The organism is Mesorhizobium sp. M0800 (assembly GCF_040320095.1).
Classification (GTDB): Bacteria; Pseudomonadota; Alphaproteobacteria; order Rhizobiales; family Rhizobiaceae; genus Mesorhizobium.
In genome coordinates, this window is the sequence record NZ_JAMYOZ010000054.1 from 1 (window position 1) to 18,995 (window position 18,995).

Annotated in this window: 12 protein-coding genes and 7 pseudogenes; 5 read left to right on the plus strand and 14 right to left on the minus strand. The window is 58.9% G+C overall.

The window, feature by feature from the left end:
- Nucleotides 1–456, plus strand: a 456-nt coding sequence (gene tnpB, locus NKI18_RS32085) for an IS66 family insertion sequence element accessory protein TnpB (RefSeq protein ID WP_353021857.1), incomplete at its 5' end; no start/stop codon positions are given.
- Between the two features lie 46 nt (nt 457–502).
- Nucleotides 503–774, plus strand: a pseudogene (locus NKI18_RS32090) (transposase domain-containing protein); the annotation flags it as partial.
- A gap of 264 nt (nt 775–1,038) precedes the next feature.
- Here NKI18_RS32090 and NKI18_RS32095 read toward each other — a convergent pair.
- Together NKI18_RS32095 and NKI18_RS33485 are read right to left on the minus strand one after the other, a co-directional pair.
- Complete coding sequence (locus NKI18_RS32095; protein ID WP_353021860.1) at nt 1,039–1,875, minus strand: transporter substrate-binding domain-containing protein; 837 nt, start codon at nt 1,873–1,875, stop codon at nt 1,039–1,041.
- A 541-nt stretch (nt 1,876–2,416) separates the two neighbouring features.
- Nucleotides 2,417–2,656: a hypothetical protein gene (locus NKI18_RS33485; protein WP_502900799.1), complete on the minus strand. Its 240-nt coding sequence runs from the start codon at nt 2,654–2,656 to the stop codon at nt 2,417–2,419.
- 828 nt (nt 2,657–3,484) lie between these two features.
- On the opposite strand from NKI18_RS33485, the gene NKI18_RS32105 reads away from it, so the two are divergent.
- Both NKI18_RS32105 and NKI18_RS32110 read left to right on the plus strand, forming a co-directional pair.
- Nucleotides 3,485–3,745, plus strand: a complete 261-nt coding sequence (locus tag NKI18_RS32105; RefSeq protein WP_353021863.1) for a hypothetical protein — start codon at nt 3,485–3,487, stop codon at nt 3,743–3,745.
- Between the two features lie 265 nt (nt 3,746–4,010).
- Nucleotides 4,011–5,281: pseudogene (locus NKI18_RS32110) on the plus strand (IS5 family transposase); the annotation flags it as partial.
- 609 nt (nt 5,282–5,890) lie between these two features.
- On the opposite strand, the gene NKI18_RS32115 reads toward NKI18_RS32110, so the two are convergent.
- From NKI18_RS32115 to NKI18_RS32165, 12 genes and pseudogenes are all read right to left on the minus strand, one after another.
- Nucleotides 5,891–7,213, minus strand: coding sequence for an aspartate aminotransferase family protein (locus NKI18_RS32115; RefSeq protein WP_353021865.1), 1,323 nt, complete (start codon nt 7,211–7,213; stop codon nt 5,891–5,893).
- Between the two features lie 425 nt (nt 7,214–7,638).
- Nucleotides 7,639–8,790 carry a M24 family metallopeptidase gene (locus tag NKI18_RS32120; RefSeq protein ID WP_353021868.1) on the minus strand — a complete coding sequence of 384 codons (1,152 nt, stop codon included), beginning with the start codon at nt 8,788–8,790 and terminating at the stop codon, nt 7,639–7,641.
- Between the two features lie 37 nt (nt 8,791–8,827).
- Nucleotides 8,828–9,535, minus strand: a complete 708-nt coding sequence (locus NKI18_RS32125) for an aspartate/glutamate racemase family protein (RefSeq protein WP_353021871.1) — start codon at nt 9,533–9,535, stop codon at nt 8,828–8,830.
- A 1,133-nt stretch (nt 9,536–10,668) separates the two neighbouring features.
- Nucleotides 10,669–10,851, minus strand: a pseudogene (locus NKI18_RS32130) (transposase); the annotation flags it as partial.
- Nucleotides 10,852–10,989: 138 nt separating this feature from the next.
- Nucleotides 10,990–11,496 carry a sarcosine oxidase subunit gamma gene (locus NKI18_RS32135; protein ID WP_353021874.1) on the minus strand — a complete coding sequence of 169 codons (507 nt, stop codon included), beginning with the start codon at nt 11,494–11,496 and terminating at the stop codon, nt 10,990–10,992.
- Entirely contained in the window at nt 11,489–14,515 is a 3,027-nt protein-coding gene (locus tag NKI18_RS32140; protein WP_353021876.1) for a sarcosine oxidase subunit alpha family protein, read from the minus strand. Before NKI18_RS32140 ends, NKI18_RS32135 begins: the two co-directional genes overlap by 8 nt.
- Nucleotides 14,512–14,778 (minus strand): sarcosine oxidase subunit delta, encoded by a 267-nt coding sequence (locus tag NKI18_RS32145; RefSeq protein ID WP_353021879.1) that lies wholly within the window; start codon nt 14,776–14,778, stop codon nt 14,512–14,514. The genes NKI18_RS32140 and NKI18_RS32145 overlap by 4 nt, the downstream gene beginning before the upstream one ends.
- 18 nt (nt 14,779–14,796) lie before the next feature.
- Nucleotides 14,797–16,053: a sarcosine oxidase subunit beta family protein gene (locus tag NKI18_RS32150; protein WP_353021882.1), complete on the minus strand. Its 1,257-nt coding sequence runs from the start codon at nt 16,051–16,053 to the stop codon at nt 14,797–14,799.
- A 676-nt stretch (nt 16,054–16,729) separates the two neighbouring features.
- Nucleotides 16,730–16,939, minus strand: a pseudogene (locus NKI18_RS32155) (transposase domain-containing protein); the annotation flags it as partial.
- Between the two features lie 28 nt (nt 16,940–16,967).
- Nucleotides 16,968–17,747 (minus strand): annotated as a pseudogene (locus NKI18_RS32160) (recombinase family protein); the annotation flags it as partial.
- Nucleotides 17,748–17,996: 249 nt separating this feature from the next.
- Nucleotides 17,997–18,086: pseudogene (locus NKI18_RS33490) on the minus strand (DUF6429 family protein); the annotation flags it as partial.
- Between the two features lie 56 nt (nt 18,087–18,142).
- Nucleotides 18,143–18,367, minus strand: a pseudogene (locus tag NKI18_RS32165) (reverse transcriptase domain-containing protein); the annotation flags it as partial.
- A 452-nt stretch (nt 18,368–18,819) separates the two neighbouring features.
- Between NKI18_RS32165 and NKI18_RS32170 the strand changes: the two are divergent.
- Nucleotides 18,820–18,995: aminopeptidase P family N-terminal domain-containing protein (locus tag NKI18_RS32170; protein ID WP_353021884.1), on the plus strand; the 176-nt coding region annotated here is incomplete at its 3' end.

Consider the following 18,995-nt stretch of genomic DNA (forward strand, 5'->3'; position numbering starts at 1 on the left):
TTTTCGTGGTTGGCGTTGGGCCGGCGCGGCCTGGCGCGCGCCGCCGGCCCCTCCCCCCTCTTAAATTGCGCCCGGCGACGCATAAGAGCGGATCAGCGCCCATCGTCTCGCGAACAAGTGCGGCCAGCCCCTACCGCACCCTTGCGGATATGCGGAGCTCCGCATCACCGCAAGGGCTTCCCCGGCCTCTCATTGCAGGTGCAGGAGGTGCTGCGCGATCCTCTGAGCGGCCATCTGTTCTGCTTTCGTGGACGCAGGGGCGATCTCCTGAAGGTGATCTGGCACGACGGCCAGGGCGCGTGCCTGTTCACGAAGCGGCTGGAACGCGGGCGCTTCCTATGGCCGTCGATCGCGGATGGAACGGTGACGATCACTCCGGCTCAGCTCCGTTATCTGCTGTTCGGAATCGACTGGCGAAATCCGCAGGAAACCTGGCGTCCGACGAGCGTCGGATAACATTTTTGGCCTTTGAAATCGCTGGCGAATATGATTCTCTCGCCTTGTGAGTTTGAAGTCCGCCGCCCTTCCTTCAGACCTTGCGAGCGCCACGCGATGATCCTCGCCGAGCGCGCCGCCCGCGTCGAGGCAGAGGCAGTTGCTGCTCGCGCGCAGGCGGTGAACTCCAGCACGGAAACGCTGATCCCCCATCTCAAGCTGGAGATCGAGAAGCTTCGGCGTGAGCTTTATGGCAGCCGTTCGGAGCGCAAGGCGCGGCTGCTCGAGCAGATGGAACTGCAACTGGAAGATCTCGAGGCGACGGCTACCGAGGACGAGCGGCAGAACAAGACCGCGATCACAAACGCAATCACGGAGGGCCCGGAGACACCGCTCTCCAGCGGCTCGCCGATTGACCAGCCGCGCAAGCTCGCCCATCGTCGTACCGTGAGATTAACCCAAAGAAAAACTGCGAGTACCCAATCGCGAAGCGATCAACACCAGCTTTGGACGAGCACCCCGGATCCAACTATGTCCTTATGGAGCATTGACCCAAAAAAGAGCGACCGGTACACGCCTCCCGGCCGCTACAGCTTACGACATTTACTGTTTCACGGAGCGATCCATGCCGTACCACTTGACCAATATCTTGGAGAGCGTGCCGTCATCCCTCACGCTCTGGAGGGCCTCCGCAATCTTGTCGCTGAACTCCTTGTCGCCGCGCAGAACTGACATAGCTCCAGGCGAGAAGAATAGGGACTCAGCGAGCTCTTTCACTGGATAGCCGGCTTTGAGTGCGCCGGCTACGTCCTCTTGGTCACCGAGGACCGCACCGAGACGAACACCGTCCCCAAGCCGAAGGTCGTCAAGCGCGATATTGACGGTTCCATAAATCTTCACGTTGCCCGGCGTGAATTGAAATTCTATTGGCTGAGCGCCTACCCAGTCAGCTATTAAGGTGTGATTGGCATAAGACTCCTGCACTGAGTTTGTTGAGACGCCGATCACCTTGCCATCGAGATCGGAAAGCTTGGCCGCCTTGCTATCCTTGTGAACGATGGCGACCGCCGGCGAGTAGGCGTACACATGGAAGTCCAGCTTTTCGGCGCGGGCCTTGGTGGGTACCATCTCGCCCATGGCCATATCCCAGCGACCCTGCCATTTGCCTGAGGTAATGATATCCCAGCCCGGTGTCACGAATTCGACTTTCACGCCAAGTTTTTCCGCGATGGCTTTGGCGAGGTCCACATCAGAACCATCGAGCTCATGTTTGTCGTTCAAGAATGAAATCGTCCCCCAGTCCGTCCCGGCTGCCACTCTTAGCGTCTTTGTGGCGAGCACGTTGTCGAGTACGTCGCCGGCATTGGCCGTGATCGACGAAGACACGAACGCAATTGCGAGCGATGCGGCAGCCGCTATGATCGTCGTCAGCTTGTTCATCAAGTCCTCCCTTTGTGTGAAATTAGCCGTGGCAAGGGCTCCGTTCCGCATCTGAGACTTGGATTTGAAGACCACGTTCAAAGATCTCTGGATACCGTTGCGCTCACATTTTGTTCGGTCGGCCAACAGGTGGCAAGAATGTTCTCAATATCCTAGTCATCTAGAACCTAGATGGTTGAACGCTCTTGAAGCGATCCGTTATGGTCGACATCTTAAATGAAGGTGCACCCCTTCTTTAGGCTGGCGTTCATCGCTGGCGTCGATCAAACGCCTGGAGAATGTGTGGGCTCCGCGCTGTGGTGCCCGTTGCTAGCCCGGTGATGCCTCGGATTCGCGGCAATATGCGCGGCGATGTTGCTCTCGTTCTCTCCGACACAGATGAGTGCCTGGTTCCATTGCACCTGCAGTTCCGCCGTAACCACCTTTTCTGAGTATCGGCGCGTTATCCTCCGAGTAGCGGGCACCTTTCCGATCACGGCTGAGGGGTCCGAACCTGGTCGCAGTGATGCTCCTTGGCGGGAAGGCGGTCAGGCCGGCGGCATCATCGGACCGCAAGGCATATTCGGGCCTGGGGCCAGGGCGAACTCGTCGGCGTAGAGACAGGCCTGCCTACGCCATGGCGATCTTGATAGGCGCACCGACACGCGGACCCGGGTGCAATCTTCAGGAGCTTCAGCCGGATATTGCCGGAGGTCGCATTGGCGAGGCGCGTGCGCGTCAGGCCGATGCGGCGCAAGGCGTAGATCAGCTCGTAGGCGAAGGAGGCAAACAACAGTCGCAGCTGTTGGAGCGCATGGTCCGGGCGCTATGTACGGTCTGCATTGATTTGGCATTCCTAGATCCTGTCTTCATGTAGCCGAGCTAACAGTAGCGATCTTCATAAAGCTACTTGGCTAGCATCGCACCGGAGCCTTCGACAGACGACGACCTCGAGGCATTGAACGGCCCTCCTTATGTCCTGACTCAGCCGCTGCCAATTTTAGAGTCCGTGTATTGGCTAACGACGATGCTCTCGCTCGCTTGGACTTTCAGAAGAAAGAAATAGTGGGAGGTCAGTATCGGCCTAGTCACGGCCGCAAGTGGAAGTGTCAGCGTTCTGCCTTGGGGTGAGCCCGGTTCTCTTGTCCGCTCGCAACAATCGGGACTAGACACGGGGGCTTCCGTTGCAGAGTCAGATCACTTCAGATATTCTGCGACCGCAGCAAAAGTGAAGCCCATGTCGATTTAGGACAACGCCGGATCGCGCGGTGGCAGCCCGCCAAAACTTATCCTGAGGCAGGTCACGGCGCCATCTAGGTCCAAAATGCCGCCGATACAGAGATTGAATTTCAAATTCTGCGAGACATCCACTAGGTGTTTCGAGTCCCCCACGCGCTGTCGCAATGCGTAGGCTATCTGCCGCGGGGGGGCAGTTTCATAGAGCCAAACGAAAAAAAGGCGGGGTCATCCTTCCGAATGGCGATGGCGGAGGAGCTAAGCTATCATCCGAAATTGGTCATCGCGCCGGTTAAGACGTGGAGGTCTAATGATCGCGAATCGTCGCTGAGGTCTCGACCGCGAAACGCCGAGATGCCAGCTTTATGCTCGGGATGGCGGCCATTTTCATGCTATGGCTTTTTCGCGCAACCGGAAATCAGCAGCAGCAAAATCCAAATGGAAGATAGAATCCGTGTGGCTAAGTGGACATGTAAAATACGACGCCACCGGTTTGGCTTCGCTGGTGAACGCCGGCGCCGTGACGCCTTTGGAATTGACGCGCCTAGCCCGCCAAGCCCACGACGAGGTCAATCCGCACATCAACGCCGTCATCGAATTCTGCGAAGATGCTGACACCGTTGCTGGCGCGAACGCAGGACTCTTCGGCCTGTGAACGGTGCCAATGGCCGTTAGGCTTGGCGTATCGAAATAGCCGGGCAGATACTCGATGAAGACTGGATGAAGCGCGCGCGCTTATCTAGTCGGCCGTGAAGAATACGGAAGCCGCTGATATCGCATAGGAATAGTCTACTTTTCAGGCTTCCGAATTGCAGGTAACGGCCAGTTTGTGGATAGTTTTCTTGCAATTCCAGTTTGCGATGTCGCCGCCTGGCGAAGCGTGATTCACTGCTTTCATCGCAGTGAATCGGAGCCAGGCGATGGGCAGGCCACGCGAGAAGCGCGAGACGGGAGAGCAGGATCTTTTCCGCTCCAGGCTCGATCAGATCATCAACATGAAGCACGAGCTGGTGCGCCTGGCGCAGGCGATCGACTGGCCGGTGCTGGAGGCGCGCTTCGGTGCGGTCTATTCGGACGGTCCCGGCATGGCGCCGCTGCCAACCCGGCTGATGGCGGGGCTGGCGATCCTCAAGCACACCTTCAACCTGTCGGACGAGGTGCTGTGCGAGCGCTGGGTGGAAAACCCCTACTTCCAGTATCTGTGCGGCGAGGAGTTCTTCCGCCACGACCTGCCGTTCGACCGCTCGTCGATGACGCGCTGGCGCAGCCGCATGGGCGAGGAGCGGATCGTCGCGCTCTTGCAGGAAAGCCTCAGCATTGCAGTCAAGACCGGGGCGATGAAGCCGACCGACACGCGCCAAGTGATCGTGGACACGACCGTGCAGCCGAAGAACGTGATGTTCCCGACCGACGCCAAGCTCATCCATCGCGCCCGCGAGCGGCTAGTGCGGCTGGCGAAGAAGACGCGGCTCGACCTGCGCCAGACCTATGTGCGGGTCGGCAAGCTGGCGCTGATCAAGCACCAGCGCTACGCCCACGCCAAGCAATTCAAGCGGGCCAACAAGGCCCTGCGCAGGCTCAGGACGTATCTGGGGCGCACCGCGACATCTCCCGTCAGATCGCCAGCGACGCGGAGCTGGACGCGATCTTCAAGTGGCCGCTCTACCAGGCCTCCACCGTTCTCGAGCAGCGTCAGCGCCAGCGCGGCCGCAAAATCTACAGCCTGCATGCGCACGAGGTGGAATGCATCGGCAAGGGCAAGGCGCATGCGCCCTACGAGTTCGGGGTGAAGGTGTCGGTGGCCGCCACGCTGAAGCGCTCAAAGGGTGGCCAGTTCGGCCTGCATGCAAAAGCGCTGCCCGGCAATCCCTATGACGGCCACACGCTCGCAGCGATCATCCCTGACATGGAAAAGACCATCGGCAACGAGATCAGCAGCGTTCTCGCCGCCGGCTATCGCGGCCACAACGCGCCGCAAAGCCGTAAGTTCAGGGTCTTCACCGCTGGTCAGAAGCGCCGCGTGACACCGGCCGTCAAGCGCCAGATGCGGCGGCGATCGGCCGTCGAGCCGGTGATCGGCCACATCAAGAACGAACACAGAATGGGCCGCAATTACCTCGCTCACACCCAAGGCGATGCGATCAACGCCATCCTGGCCGCAGCCGGCTATAACTTCTCCCTCCTGCTCAGGTGACTGAAGCAATTTTTGTGGCTCTTGATCGCCGCGTTCCTGAACCGGCTGAAGCAGCTTGGCGCTTAGCGGTCAAGATTGTTCACGGTCGACTATCTAGCCGCGGCGGGAGAAGATAAGGGCCATCTCAGCGCACAAAACATTCTCGGGTGAGGCAATAGGGAGGGTCAATTCTTCGATGCGCTTGACAAGCAAGAGCTTTGGGAGCGCTGGGTCTTAATAGGTGAGACCGTATGTTCCAAAGACGACCAGTCCGCCACGATTCAGCCTTGAACCAGTCCAGTAGGTCCGCAGTCACTGCCGCCAGAGGACCTGGGCGGGCGTGTTGATCGAGCGCCCACCTCATGTTAACGCGTACACCTGCAGCAATTGGGCGAGCGTTGCGGATCCGAGCACGATGCGGGAGTGACTGCAGCGTCGTCCAACTCTCCCGGATCTGTCGCAGCAGCAGGATAGGATCCAAGGTCAACAACAGGTTTTCCAACTGAGCATTGACTCGGCTGGCACACGCGGGTGTTCTGCAGTCGCTGATAAGGTGTGGCCGATAGCACCCCCATCGCGCTTCTGCTCGACCGCCGGCTCCTCAGGTCGGAGTCTGGCAGGCCGTACTCACATCGCTGCCTCGGCCGACCCAAGCACCCCTCGTCGGGTGATGGCGAATTCCTCCACCGCATCGACGAAGCGGTCGAGATCCGATTGTTGGACCGGGAGGCTAAGCGCGATCATGCCACGTCGGGCGAGATAGAAACCAGCTCGCAGCATGTCGAGAAAGAACAGTTCGCGCAAACCATCCTCCCGGGCAGTCGGCGTGTAGGGACGGAGTTTCATGGGGGCGCGGTAATGTGCGGTTGCCAGCGAGCCCACTCCGCTAAAGTGCATCGCCACGCCGAGGTTCGTGAGCCGATCGTTCAGTGACGCCCGCAGACGCTCGCCGCGCTCGTACAAATCCTCCGCTGCAGCTTGTGTGAAGATTTCACCCAGCGCGACGCGACCCGCGGCCATCGACAGAACATTGTTATTAAATGTACCCGCGTGCGGCAGGCGCCCGTCGAAGAGAGACATCACGTCGGCCCGACCGCCGAAGGCCCCGAAGCTCATGCCGCCGCCTATGTACTTGCCCAGTGTCGTAAGATCGGGAATAATTCCTAGGCGCTTTTGGAGCCCACCATCAGACATGCGCGATGTCATGACCTCATCGAAGATCAGAAGAGCGCCGGTTTCCCGCGTAGCCTCCCGCAGTGCTTTCAGGAAACTGATCTCCGCTGGGATACAGCCGCCACTACCGAGCATGGGTTCGACAATTACTGCTGCGAGCCGATCCCGATTCTGCCCTATCACCGCGGTGGCTGAGTCCGTGTCATTGTAGTCGGCCAAAAGGAATGGGAACGGAACAGTAACCGGGGACGGACCCTGGGGAGTAAACAATAGCACACCGCCATGATAGCCGCCGCGGAATGCGAGGATCTTGTCTTGGCCGGTGTGGACACGGGCCGCCGTCAGCGCCATTAGATTGGCTTCTGTGCCGCTGTTGGTGAAGCGTACGAGTTCTATCGACGGAAACCGCGCGCAGATGAGCTTTGCAAGCTCGTATTCGGCCCTGCCCACTGCTGCGAGGCTTAAACCACGCGTCATAGCTTGCTGAACTGCAGCGTGGATCCGCATTTCCGAATGGCCAAACAGACCAGCCGTGTATTCGCCGCAGAGATTCACAAACTCATGGCCATCGATGTCCCAGAGCGTACTGCCCTCCCCCTTGTCCATCGCAATCGGAAACGGTTGATAATACAGGACCGAGCGTGTGTTTCCACCAGGCATGACGGTACGGGCTTGGTTGTGAAGTTCGCAGCTTCGGCGGTGCTCAGAAATAAAGCGGTCCCTAGCCTCCAGGAGGCTCGATTCAAGTGCGCTGTTTGATCCGGTGGCTGCCGACATCTTTTAAACCTCTACTGTAAGCGTCGTTATCGACGCACTTCGGGAACGGCAACTGGCTGCTAGCCTAGCAGATGCGTCGGTGCGCTCACGACCATCGCGGGGACAAATCCCGGCAAACCGCGACCAGTAACGTGGGCCGCAACTGTATCAAGCTCGTGATGAATACCCTATGCCTGGGCTAATCTCGCGCGTAATCGGCGCGCAGCATCCTCTAGCAAGTTCTTAACTCCTCACTCATGTGTCGCTTCAGAACGCCGCAGTCGTCGTGAGATTGCTCATTAGAACCAATGGCCACGAACAGTGCCGTCTCGTCTACCCTTTGCTCGAGCTTAGGATTTCAAAGAAAGTCGCGGCGCTGTTCGATTGCCTCACACTGAAATCTCTCGGCATCGTTCATTTGACAGGCAGAACTCCGCCCTCTCGATCTATGCATAGTACAGCGTGTGAGGTGTGCGGCTGAGTATTTCCGCCCCTTGCTCTGTTACTACAACGTGCTCGCTGGTTCCGAACTGGTAACCACTCTCTCCGCGCAAGATGATTGGCATATGCAAGGTCATGTTTGGCTCAAGGATGTCGCTAGCACCAGGTTGAAGGCTGATGTTACCGCGCTCAACCCAATTGATGCCGGTTTGGTAGCCGACCCGGTGGTTAAGCAACTCCGGACGCCCATTTCGCTTGAGCACCTCTCGTCCGGCAACATCAACTTCGCCGGCGGTCGCACCAGGCCTAATCGCAGAAATAACTGCCTCAAGAACTTCAATCGAGAGGTCGTGGAGAACCTCCGTTTCGGCATGCCGACCAAGTACGGCACTCCGGACCAGTGCACAGGGATAACCGTTCTTCAGTCCAGCAAGTTCGACGAAGGCTGGCTCATTGTTACTGATCGGATGCTGATTCGCCCTGCCGTGCGAAAGCTTCGTCCGCTCGCCGAACAGCAAAGTTATCTGCGGCTTTTTGATTACACCACCAGCCTTTTCAACTTCCTGGTCAATGTTCGCAAGCACTTCCGCTTCGGTAATGCCCTCTCGCAGGGAATGTTGGAACGTTTTGATGGCCACATCAGTCAAATTCATCGCGAATCGCATCGTTTGGAGTTCCAGCTCGGTCTTTACAGCTCCTACCGTTGCCACTAGACGACTCGCATCGACGAACTTCGCATTGGGAAGATGCGCCTGAAGTGCGTTAACGTCCGCCGGCGCAAGGTTCCAGCAGCCGAGCTCAAGCCCAATTCTATGGCCAGTTAAACTAAATCGACGGATAGCATCGGCGCAAACAGCGGCAAAACCCTCCTCGTCCCGATAGGTTAGTATTTCCTCCACGCAGCTGTTTGCACGGACGCCGCCGAGTTCATATTGTCGGATGACGAAGGTCGGCTTTTGCCCCGGTACGAGGATCAATGGGAACGGCATAAAATATGCACCGGTCCCGTCGTATCCGCTGAGATATTGAAGGTGGCCATGAGCGGTTACCAAGAGGGCATCAAGGTTGGCTCGTTCCATAGCCTCTAAGACCTTTTGCTGTCGGCGTTCATACTCGATGATGGGGAACGGAAGGGTCGTCGAAAATTCAGTGGTCATAGATCACCTCAATTTGGAGACTTATGTTTCGAACTGGCTATACAACGGATGCAAGTGTTAGCCGGCAAAGGTCCGTAATGTCATAGGTCGGTAATCCTGTACGGCGGCGGAGTGCCTTCGTGATAAGAGGGAACCCCGTGCATTCGAAAAGCAGCATCCCGATTTCAGAGTGCTCAGCGCGAAGTCGCGTGACGCAGGCGGAGACTTCAGTTTCGATCTGTTCGATTTTTGTCGGGATTGGAGGATGCATCAGCGCATTGCGGAAAAAATCGCCGGCTTCAACGCCGCCGATGACCACTCTCGCTCGATCTCTTGGATTTTCCAATCCAAGCAGATCCTCCCTGAAATGTCTAGAGTCAGCGGCCACGACAGCAATCTTATGAGTAGGTGCCAACAGTCGCAGCAACGTCGGCACCAGGAGCAGGCTGGACATCACAACGGGAACATCGACCGCAGCGGCGACTGCCGCTTGATGCCGCATGAAATATCCACAATCAGAAGAAATCACGGCTGCGCCTCGTTCGACCAAGCGACGAGCGGCCGCCAAACAGGCGCCTTCAAGTGAAGGCTCGCCACGAATGACCGTGTCCGGCAGTGCCCCCTGTACGACTTCCGTCATGATTGGGCGATCAAAGGTTACCGGGTCCAACAGGGAACCCGGACGCGGAACGCTCGGTGGGCTTTCGCTTGAGATTCCTTCATCAAGCTCAAGAATTCCAAGAGCGCGGCGGGATTGAAACGTCATGGATGGAACCTCAAATTGCGAACTCAAGGGATAATCGCATCCAAGTTGGCGGATTCCTTGCGGTACGCGATCAGTAGCGCTTGGCGCAAACAGCCAGCGCAGTCTCAACTGAGCTTGCCCAATAGTTGATGCCATAGGAGTCAGTCTGGCCGCTCCTTGCGAACGTACGCGTTAAATCGATTATTAAGTACATATCGTTCTCGACATCGCTGACACCACTCTCGTCGATCCGCTCGGGGTGGCGTGTGCACACCTCAGTGTGAGAGCGAACTATCAAAGAAGTCCACCGGAGTTTTCGTCGTTCGCTGACTACAAAGCTTCGCGTAAGAATGGAGGCTCAGCCTGAACGCGGAGTGTTGCAGTCTTAGTGGGAACCGCAGCGAAAAAGACGCGTTCATTTCGAGAAACCTAGCGGCTACAATTGATGCATATCGTTGAGCGACAGTAGACAACCGGCGGCCGCGGGCGTCCAATTCAGTTTGCTGATTGGTGTCTTCTCGCGACGAGATGACAGCATGCAAGGCGGTGGCCGGACCCTTGCGAGCAAGCGTTGGCGCGGATCGGCCGCGATACGCCGGCGCCATTCGCCGCCCCGCTCATACCCCACGAGCGGATCTGTCGCCACGCGATGTGCCACACTATGGGGCAAGGCTAATGCCAGGTTAGTTGCGGGTTTAAGGACGCCATCGTGAGTTGGGGAACCCTCAATATCAGGTTTGGGTGAGGCGGAGGTCTGCTCTGTTTACGTTTTCGGATGCCGGCCCAAGCAGCTGTGCGTCCTCTGGCACGGCAGCTGGCGTCGAGAAGCCTCAAGGGGAGGAAATCGCGGGGGGCAAAGCATCCTGGCAAGGCTGATCCTGAGTGCGGCCGACCAGGTGAGCGCTACCGCCTCGGTGATCCTCGTACGTTAGTGCAGCGACTGGAAGCGGGGCGGCTGGAGGGAACACCCTGTACTGCGGTGGTGCGATCGCTTTTCCTGCTCACCAACTACCATGCAATGGCACAAAGGCGAAAATTGTTGTGATGACCTAACTAAGACTCCACGTCACTTTGTTTGTTCCTCAAAGCCGGACCGGACACTGCCGCCTCCAAACTGAAGGTCTTTTAAAAGCAGCATTGTCGAGCATCGCTTACACCAGAAGCCGCTTTAGCTTCGTGTTTCGTCCTCCAGCGTGTTCAGCCGCTTGGCATCGGGCACGTCCATGCCGCCGAATTTGGCCTTCGACTTCTTAGATGCTGGCGTCGCTGGCGCCCTGCTTGCGGCAAAGCTCCGAGACCGGCGTGCCCGCCTCGTGCTCCTTCAGAATGCCAATGATCTGTTCGTCTGTGAAACGGTTTGCGCTTCATTCCCTGCTCCTCTCAATCGGCCAGAGCTTACTTCAAAATGGATTATTTCAACGGGGCAAGGTCAGCGGGTAAATGGGCAGCCCACTTCGACCGGTTCGAGGTACTAGTCAGTTACCGTCCGCGGAGGCGTCGGCAATCCACTTCCTCAAGCTCTCGCTGAGGCTGCGTGGGACGAAAAGGTCGCACTCGAGTGTGCCGCTGCGCAACAGCAGGACCGGCACGCGATGGAAGCCAGTCTGGACCGCTCGTCCCTCGCCCAGTGTCTCCCAATCTATCGAGCCGCACCGCTCCAGCAGGCGTTTGAGACCCTCGCCGGAGAGCCGCAGCCGCACCCTGCCCTCGCCGACCGGGAGCGCGCAACCAAGTTCCGCATCGACATCGACAATTGGAGGCGTTCCATCGCAAAGCAGCCAGAACCGCCGCGGTGCAATGCGAATGACGAGCCAGTTGTCCTGACGAGATGTCTCGCCCACCTTGGTTGGCAGCGGGCCGCCCAGCATCCCATTCAGTTCGGCCTCGAATGGTGCCATCGCGCCGTCCCACCCCTCGCATTGGACGATCGCGCAGTCATACGCTGCCGTTTTGAGCCTCGCCGTGTTCGAATCATCACCCATGCAGTCGCTCTCCCTTCGGGTCAAGAAATACGGGCGAGACTACCCGGGCCCGCACAGTCTGGCCCTTGGTCGGATAAGTGGCAACGATCTCAGTGCCCTCTACCGCGGCATTCCGGGCAAGCAAACCGAGCCCAATCCAAGCGTTGAGCGTGGGGCTATAGGTCACCGAAGTGATAACGCCAAGACCATGGCCCTCCAGCGGCTCGCCAGGCCTGAACAGAAAAGCACCTCCCCTCAACTGCTTGCCCGGCTCGACACATTGCAGGCCGACGAGCTGCGGCCGATTCGGGTTGGAAAAGGCTTCGCGTCGGGCCAATACCTCGCCGACGAAGCCACTCCGTCTGACGGCCATGCGACCTAAGCCCAGGTCATCGAGCGTCGTTCTGCCGTCGATCTCCGGCCCGGCGATATGGCCCTTTTCAATGCGCAGCGTACCGAGCGCCTCAAGGCCGTAGGGCTTAAGACGGAACGGCGCGCCGACTTCGACCAACCGGCACCACACCTCCTGACCAACGCTCGCGCCAACGTAGATTTCGTAAGCCCGCTCGCCAGAAAAGCTGAGACGGATGATGCGCAGGGGCCTGTCGCGATATTTCCCCTCGATCAGTCCCATATGGGGCAATGCCTCGTTGGAAACGTCTAAATCGGAAAACGCGGCGGAGAGGATATCGCGGCTCTTCGGACCGGCAACCGACATCGCGGCCCATTCGTCGGTCACCGAGTTTACTGAGACGCGCAGACCCGACCAAGCGGTATCGAGCAGGAATTCGAGCCGGGACATCACGTCCGCAGCCTTCGCCGTCGACGTCGTCATAAAAAAGTGCCGCTCGCCGAGCCTGGTCGTTGTACCGTCGTCAAAGACGATGCCATCGTCGCGCAACATAATGCCGTAACGGGAGCGGCCGATCGGCAGTTTGGCAAAACCATTGACATAAATGCGGTCGAGAAACTCAGCCGCGTCCGGCCCCTGGACGTCGATCTTGCCCAACGTGGAGATGTCCATCATTCCGGCGGCCTCCCGCACCAGCCGCATCTCGGCGACATATGCCTCTTCTACATCGCGGCCGGAAGCAGAATAGAACAAGGGCCGCGTCCAGGCTCCGGTTTCCAGCATCTGCGCGCCGTTTGCGACATGCCAATCATGCATCGGCGTGCGCCGGATTGGCTTGTAAAGGTGACCGATGCTGCGCCCCGCCAGCACCCCGACGGCGACTGGGGTATAGGGCGGCCGGAAAGTTGTGGTGCCAACTTCCGGAACCGCTATGCCGCGGAGGTCGGCCATCACCGAAAGCGCAATGAAGTTGCTTGTCTTGCCCTGGTCGGTGCCCATGCCGAGCGTCGTGTAGCGCTTAAGGTGTTCCACCGACTCGTACCCCTCGCGATGCGCCAGCGCGATGTCACTCACAGTTACGTCCATCTGCACGTCAACGAAGGCCTTCCCTTTGGCACCTTCGGCCTTCTGCGGCCGCATGCCAGGGCTCTCATCCTTACCTTTCTTGACATGGCGAGGTCCCGGGCGAAGCGAGGCAACGGAGAGGCTATGACCAGGTTCCGCGTTGCTCTCGGCAACAGCGGGCCTTGCGGCCGACTGGATTAATCTCGTTGCACCGCCGCAGCCAGACGATGCCTCGGTCCCTGCGCGACGGCCTCCCTCAATTGCGCCTGCCGTGATGAAATCTCCTTTCACAGCGCCGGCCACGAATTGCCCCGCGTCGAGCTTTCCGGGAACGAAGGCGTGAATGTCCTCGCAATAAACGGGCTTTACCCCGAGATGGGAGGTCAGATGAACGGTAGGGGACCAGCCGCCGGAAACCGCGACCAGGTCGCATTCTAGCGTATTTATACCACCCGGCTCGCAAAGCGTAACCGCGCGCACGGCTTGACGCCCCAAGGCACCGAGAATTATCGATTTCGGACGTACGGCGATACCAAGGCGGCGTGCTCGTTCCAGAAGCTCATTTGTCGGTTCGGCGCGACTGTCAGCTATTGTCACTTCTGCCCCGGTCGCCGCAAGATCGAAGGCTGCGCCATAGGCGCTGTCGTTGTCGGTCGCCACTATCACTCTCGCACCCACCAGCACGGCAAACCGGTTCAGATACGTTCGCGCCGCGGAGGCCAGCATGATGCCAGGCCGGTCGTTATTGGCGAAGGTAAGCGGCCGCTCGAGCGAGCCCGTGGCGTAAACGATCGATTTCGCACGCAAAAGCGCCAGCGTCTGGCGATTCGCTCCTTTTGCAGGATCGACGCTTCCTGAGCCATGCCGCTCAACAAGTCCCAGCACATTGCCGTCATAAGTGCCGAACGCGCTGGTGCGCGTCATGACAGAAACATTCGGCAGGTCGGCGAGCCTTGCAAGTATATCAGCAAGCCAGCGCCCGGCTTCGCCGTCCGCCGGCTCCGACAAAAGCATACCCCCCGTCAGGAAATCCTGCTCAATGAGAAGCACCCTAACGCCCGCCTCGCCTGCCGCCAGCGCGGCCGAAAGTCCCGCCGGCCCGGCACCAATCACCGCCACATCGGTGAAGAGATGCCGAACCTCGTAGCGGTCCGGATCAGGCTCTTCTCCCGCTCGGCCCAAGCCAGCGGCCTTGCGTATGAAATGCTCATAGAACATCCAGGCCCGCCGCGTTGGGCCCATGAAGGTCTTGTAGTAAAAACCGGCCGATAAAAATGGCGCGAACAGCCCGTTGACGCTCTGCATGTCGAACCTCAACGATGGCCAGCGGTTCTGGCTCTGGGCGACTAGACCGTCGGCCAACTCTACCGTGGTGGCCGGCAGGTTCGGCTCGCGCCGGCCAGCCGTACCCAAAGTCACTAGAGCGTTCGGCTCCTCCGGCCCCGCCGAATAGAAGCCGCGCGGTCGGTGATACTTGAAGCTGCGGCCGATAAGGCCCACACCGTTCGCCAGCAGTGCCGACGCGAGTGTATCGCCTCGGGTACCGGCGAAAGCCTTGCCATCGAAATTGAATTCGAGCCGTTGCGACCGGTCGATCCGGCCGCCTTCATCAAGTCGCCTCATGTGCTCGCCTCCCGCGCGAACCGGACCGAGGCGATCTTGTGGTCGCGTGTGTCGCGTTCGACCACCAGCCATTGACGGCAGCCCAATACGTGCTGCCAATATTCGCGATGTGGTCCGGCCGGATTCTCGCGCACGAATACATAACGGTACCAGGCCTCGAAATTGGCATCATCGTGAGCAGGACGGATGACTAACGCGTCGCCGCCGTAGCGGAACTCGTCGTGGTCGCGCGGACCGCAACAGGGACATTTGATGCGTAGCATGGTCGTACGACCTCTCGTTTATTGGAGCCAGGCGAACGGACCGACGCCAGCCTCGTCGAGGGTGTAGCCGGTACGGAAGCGGTCGAGATTGTAGGCGGCGACAAGCGGATGGGGTGCGCCAGTGGCGAGGGTATGCGCGAAGCACCATCCCGAGGCCGGCGTCGCTTTGAATCCACCATAGCACCAGCCGCCATTGAGATAGAGCCCCTCTATCGGCGTAGGGCACACAATAGGGCTGCCGTCCGGCGTCATATCCATCACCCCGCCCCAGTGGCGCAGAATCCGCAGGCGGGAAATGCTTGGCATTAGTGCGACTGCCGCCTCCGCGACTTCGCGCACCATGCCTAGATTGCCGCGTTGGGCATAGGAATTGTAGCCGTCGAGCCCGCCGCCGAGCACCAGACCACCCTTGTCGGACTGACTGACGTAGAAATGGTCGATGCCGTGGGCCACGATCTGGTGGACTAGGGGCTTGATCGGCTCCGTCACGAGAGCCTGCAAGACATGGCTCTCGATAGGCAGCTCAAGGCCCAACATCCGACCAAGCACCGAGGTGTGACCAGCCACCGCAAGCCCAACTTTCCCGGCCCCAATCCGACCCCGCGTCGTCTCGACGCCGATGATGCGCTCGCCGTCGCGGACGAACCCCGTCACCTCGCAGCCTTGGATGATGTCGACACCAAAGGCGTCAGCGGCGCGCGCATAGCCCCAGGCGACGGCGTCGTGGCGCGCCGTGCCCGCCCGGCCCTGGAAGATGGCGCCATGGATCGGGAAGCGGGCAGTTTCGGAAAAATCGAGGTACGGGACCAGCCGCCGAACCTCGTCACGGTCGAGAATCTCGGCGTCAATGCCGTTCAGCCGCATGATGTTGGCGCGGCGGCCGAAGCTATCGAGCTGGTCGGCCGAATGGGCCGTGATTAGCATGCCGCGCTGCGAGAACATGACGTTGAAATTGAGCGCCCGCGACAAATCCTCCCATAGCTTCATCGAGAACTCATAGAACTGGGTGTTGCCGTCGAGGCGATAGTTAGAGCGGATGACGGTGGTGTTTCGGCCGACATTGCCGCCGCCGATATATCCCTTCTCCAGCACGGCGACATTGCGGATGCCGTGGTTCTCGGCGAGATAGAATGCGGTCGCAAGCCCGTGCCCGCCGCCACCCACGATGACAACATCATAGGTCGGTTTAATATCGGGGGCGCGCCAAGCGCGCCGCCAATACTTGCCTCCGGTAAGGCCATTGCGAAGGATGGAAAATGCCGAATAGCCGCGCATGTTAATCCCGCTATTTGAAGAAGACGGCGGGCGAAGCTGCAGAAGGTTTCCGCACCCCTACCGGGGATGATGCTGGGATTGGAGAACGCGACATACCACTACCAGGCACGAGCAGGATACCTTTCATTTGTTGCATTTCACTTTGCATCGGCGGGACGAATGCGGTTCAAAGCACGGTCCATCAACTATGGGCCACTTGGCATTCGAATCACCAGCATAAAGTCACGAACGGCGCCATCGCGTTTCCAGATGACATTGCCGCTAAAATGCGGCTCCGTCGAAGATGGACCGCTGGCCGGAGCAACATAGCTATCAGTGCACCGCACCGAGAGTCATTGTGTTAGTTGCGGTTCTGGATTTTGCTGCCGCTACGCCATATGAATGCGAGATAGGCGAAATGGTGCGCGATGACACCTCCGCTCGGAACTGGATGACGAGCGCGCTTTACTCTCCATAGGTTCCATCTCGCATTGTTCAGTGCGCTGTTCTCAAGCGGGCAAGCAGCCACCAAATCCGCATTGAAAATATGCTTGCCGCCGAAACACGTTCGACGACAGCCAGGGCCTTGGGAGGCTAAAGTGGGCCTACCAGACTATGTGTAAGCGCTATTTTCCCGGCACGTTGACGCCAGCGATTTCGACGGATCGCCTTCGAATTGGAAAGGGCATTGGTCTGATCAGGCAGTGGCGGTTTTGGCGAAGTTGAAGGGTAGGAGATCGTCGATTTCGGCGTCTTCGGTGCAGGCTACTCAGTGAGGGCATAGCGTAACCACGCCAACGGCCTCGACGTCGCAGGCTCGGCAGGTCAACATCAGGCTGTAGATGATGGCGCTGGCCTTGGCTCCGTGGATGGTATCGCTGAACAACCAACTCTTCCAGCCAGTGGCCGGACCTGAGTCATTGTGCAATCTTTCTTTAAGGGTCTGTAAACATTGGAGGTGTCTCCATGTCAGCGATGCGACACGGGCGACCTTTTCGGGCTGTCGCGGCTTGAACCGGCGCAGAAGCCAGATCATCGGCCCGGATTTGATAGGGCGCGCCAGGAACGACCTGTTCGGCAGGCACGACGCCCGTTTTGATAGATGGCGTATCCGATGGTCGGTCACGCCCAGAGCGGCCGCCGCTTCAGTCATGGTCAACCAGGTGCCGTCCTTGTCTGCTGATTTGTAGGCATGGATTGCGCGCACGCGCCTCACAGAAGCGACACGGTGTGGGCATGCCCATTCGATTGAGCGAGGCGGCGATGTGCTCGTCGGACCAGCGTCCGGCCATGCTGCGCATCACCGCCAAGCATCTTCTGTCGTTGCACAGCCATTCGCCAGTCTGAGGTTTACGCACCCTGAGTTCCGAGTGCTGACCACCCTTCCCATGGATCGTCAGCACGACGTCCTGCACAGCATCGTCGACATCGACGACAATGTCGGCGATCAACGTGCGAAGCAGTTGCTGACGAGCCCACATCGTCACATCAGGCGCATCCCAGGCTGCCTGTAGATTAGCCGCCAGATTGGCAAAGGCATCTGGCTGGACCTGGATGGTTGAAGGGCTTTCGGCAGGTTTGCGCGCTTCCAACTCCCGCACGCGGCGTAGCGCGATCTCCCAGTTCTTCTCCAGTTGCGCGGCAATCAGGCGGTTGTCGGGGTCGCAGGCGGCGTAGCGGCGTTCGGCGAGGCCGGCCTCATAACGGGCCTGCTGTCGCGTCTACCAGTTCCTTCCGCCAGGTCGCGATGGCAATCTTTACCCTTGTCGAGTTCAAAATCGGCGCTGCTTTCGTCCCGTGCACGCCGCGGCGGCGCAGGTCAATACCGTCCCTGCGACGCCCGTCCTCGGAGCCGCACCATTCAATACCCATAGAACCTGAATCGCGCCCGCGGCTTAGTCCAACACGTTTTTAGCTCACCGTCGATATCGGCCTCGGTGTGCCTCTCATCGTCGACATAAGCGACGCCAAGCAAAAAAGCCCTCTGCATTATGCAGCGTCAGCCATAACAGCGCCAAAACTGCATCGTCGATCTTGTCCTCATCAAGCTCCATGAACCGACATTACCTCGCGCGACGCCCGAAATCCCGCGGCCCTGCTCGGATGGATAGAATTCAATTAGCCGCTTCTTCCCCTCATGGAGCGCCAAACCAAATTCGAGCACCTCTTGCGCGTCATCCTTCTTCTCGAAGCCCATGACTAAATCGTCGGCATAGCGTACGATCACGACACGGCCGAGTGCATGGCGACGACGCCACTGACGTACCCAGAGATCAAGGATGTAGTGCAAGAAGATGTTGGCGAGGAGCGGACTGATGTCCACACGCCGAATGGTAGCGGACCACCGGGACTATCTTCCTCAAACAGCTCTATCAGGTCCGATGCTGTCCAGCCTCTGATCCGAATGCTGTCCGGTAAATCGTCGAAATCCGGAGGGTTATGTGAGATCGCCGCTGACGGTTCCACGCCGTTCGCGCGACCTCTGCACTCCATAGTAGGAGCCACCACCCATCTCGCTTTCAGATGACCCGATTACATAATCTATATTTGACGGATGCGCCTTGGGTGGTGATGGTCAACCAAGACGTTTGTCAGCGCTGAAAGGGGTACGGAAGTGCCGACGGATTGCAGGCAGCAAGCGCCGGTCTTCGAAGAATACAGATGCTGCCCGGCTAAGCCGCAGCAAAATGTCTCGCCCGGCAGATAACAGCTTTCTGCGTCCGCACTAGAACAGGACGCGAATTAACTAACGCAAGCAACCACATGTCCACATAGGAGGATTCAATAATGCCTGCATTTAGTCAAGAGGAATATCGCGAACGCACGGCTCGGCTGCGTCAGCTAATGGCTGAGCGTGGCATCGACGCACTGCTTGTCTTGACTGAATCGAACATGAATTGGCTCACCGGTTACGAAGGTTATTCCGACTACGTTCCGCAACTCGCTCTTGTGTGCCAAGATGA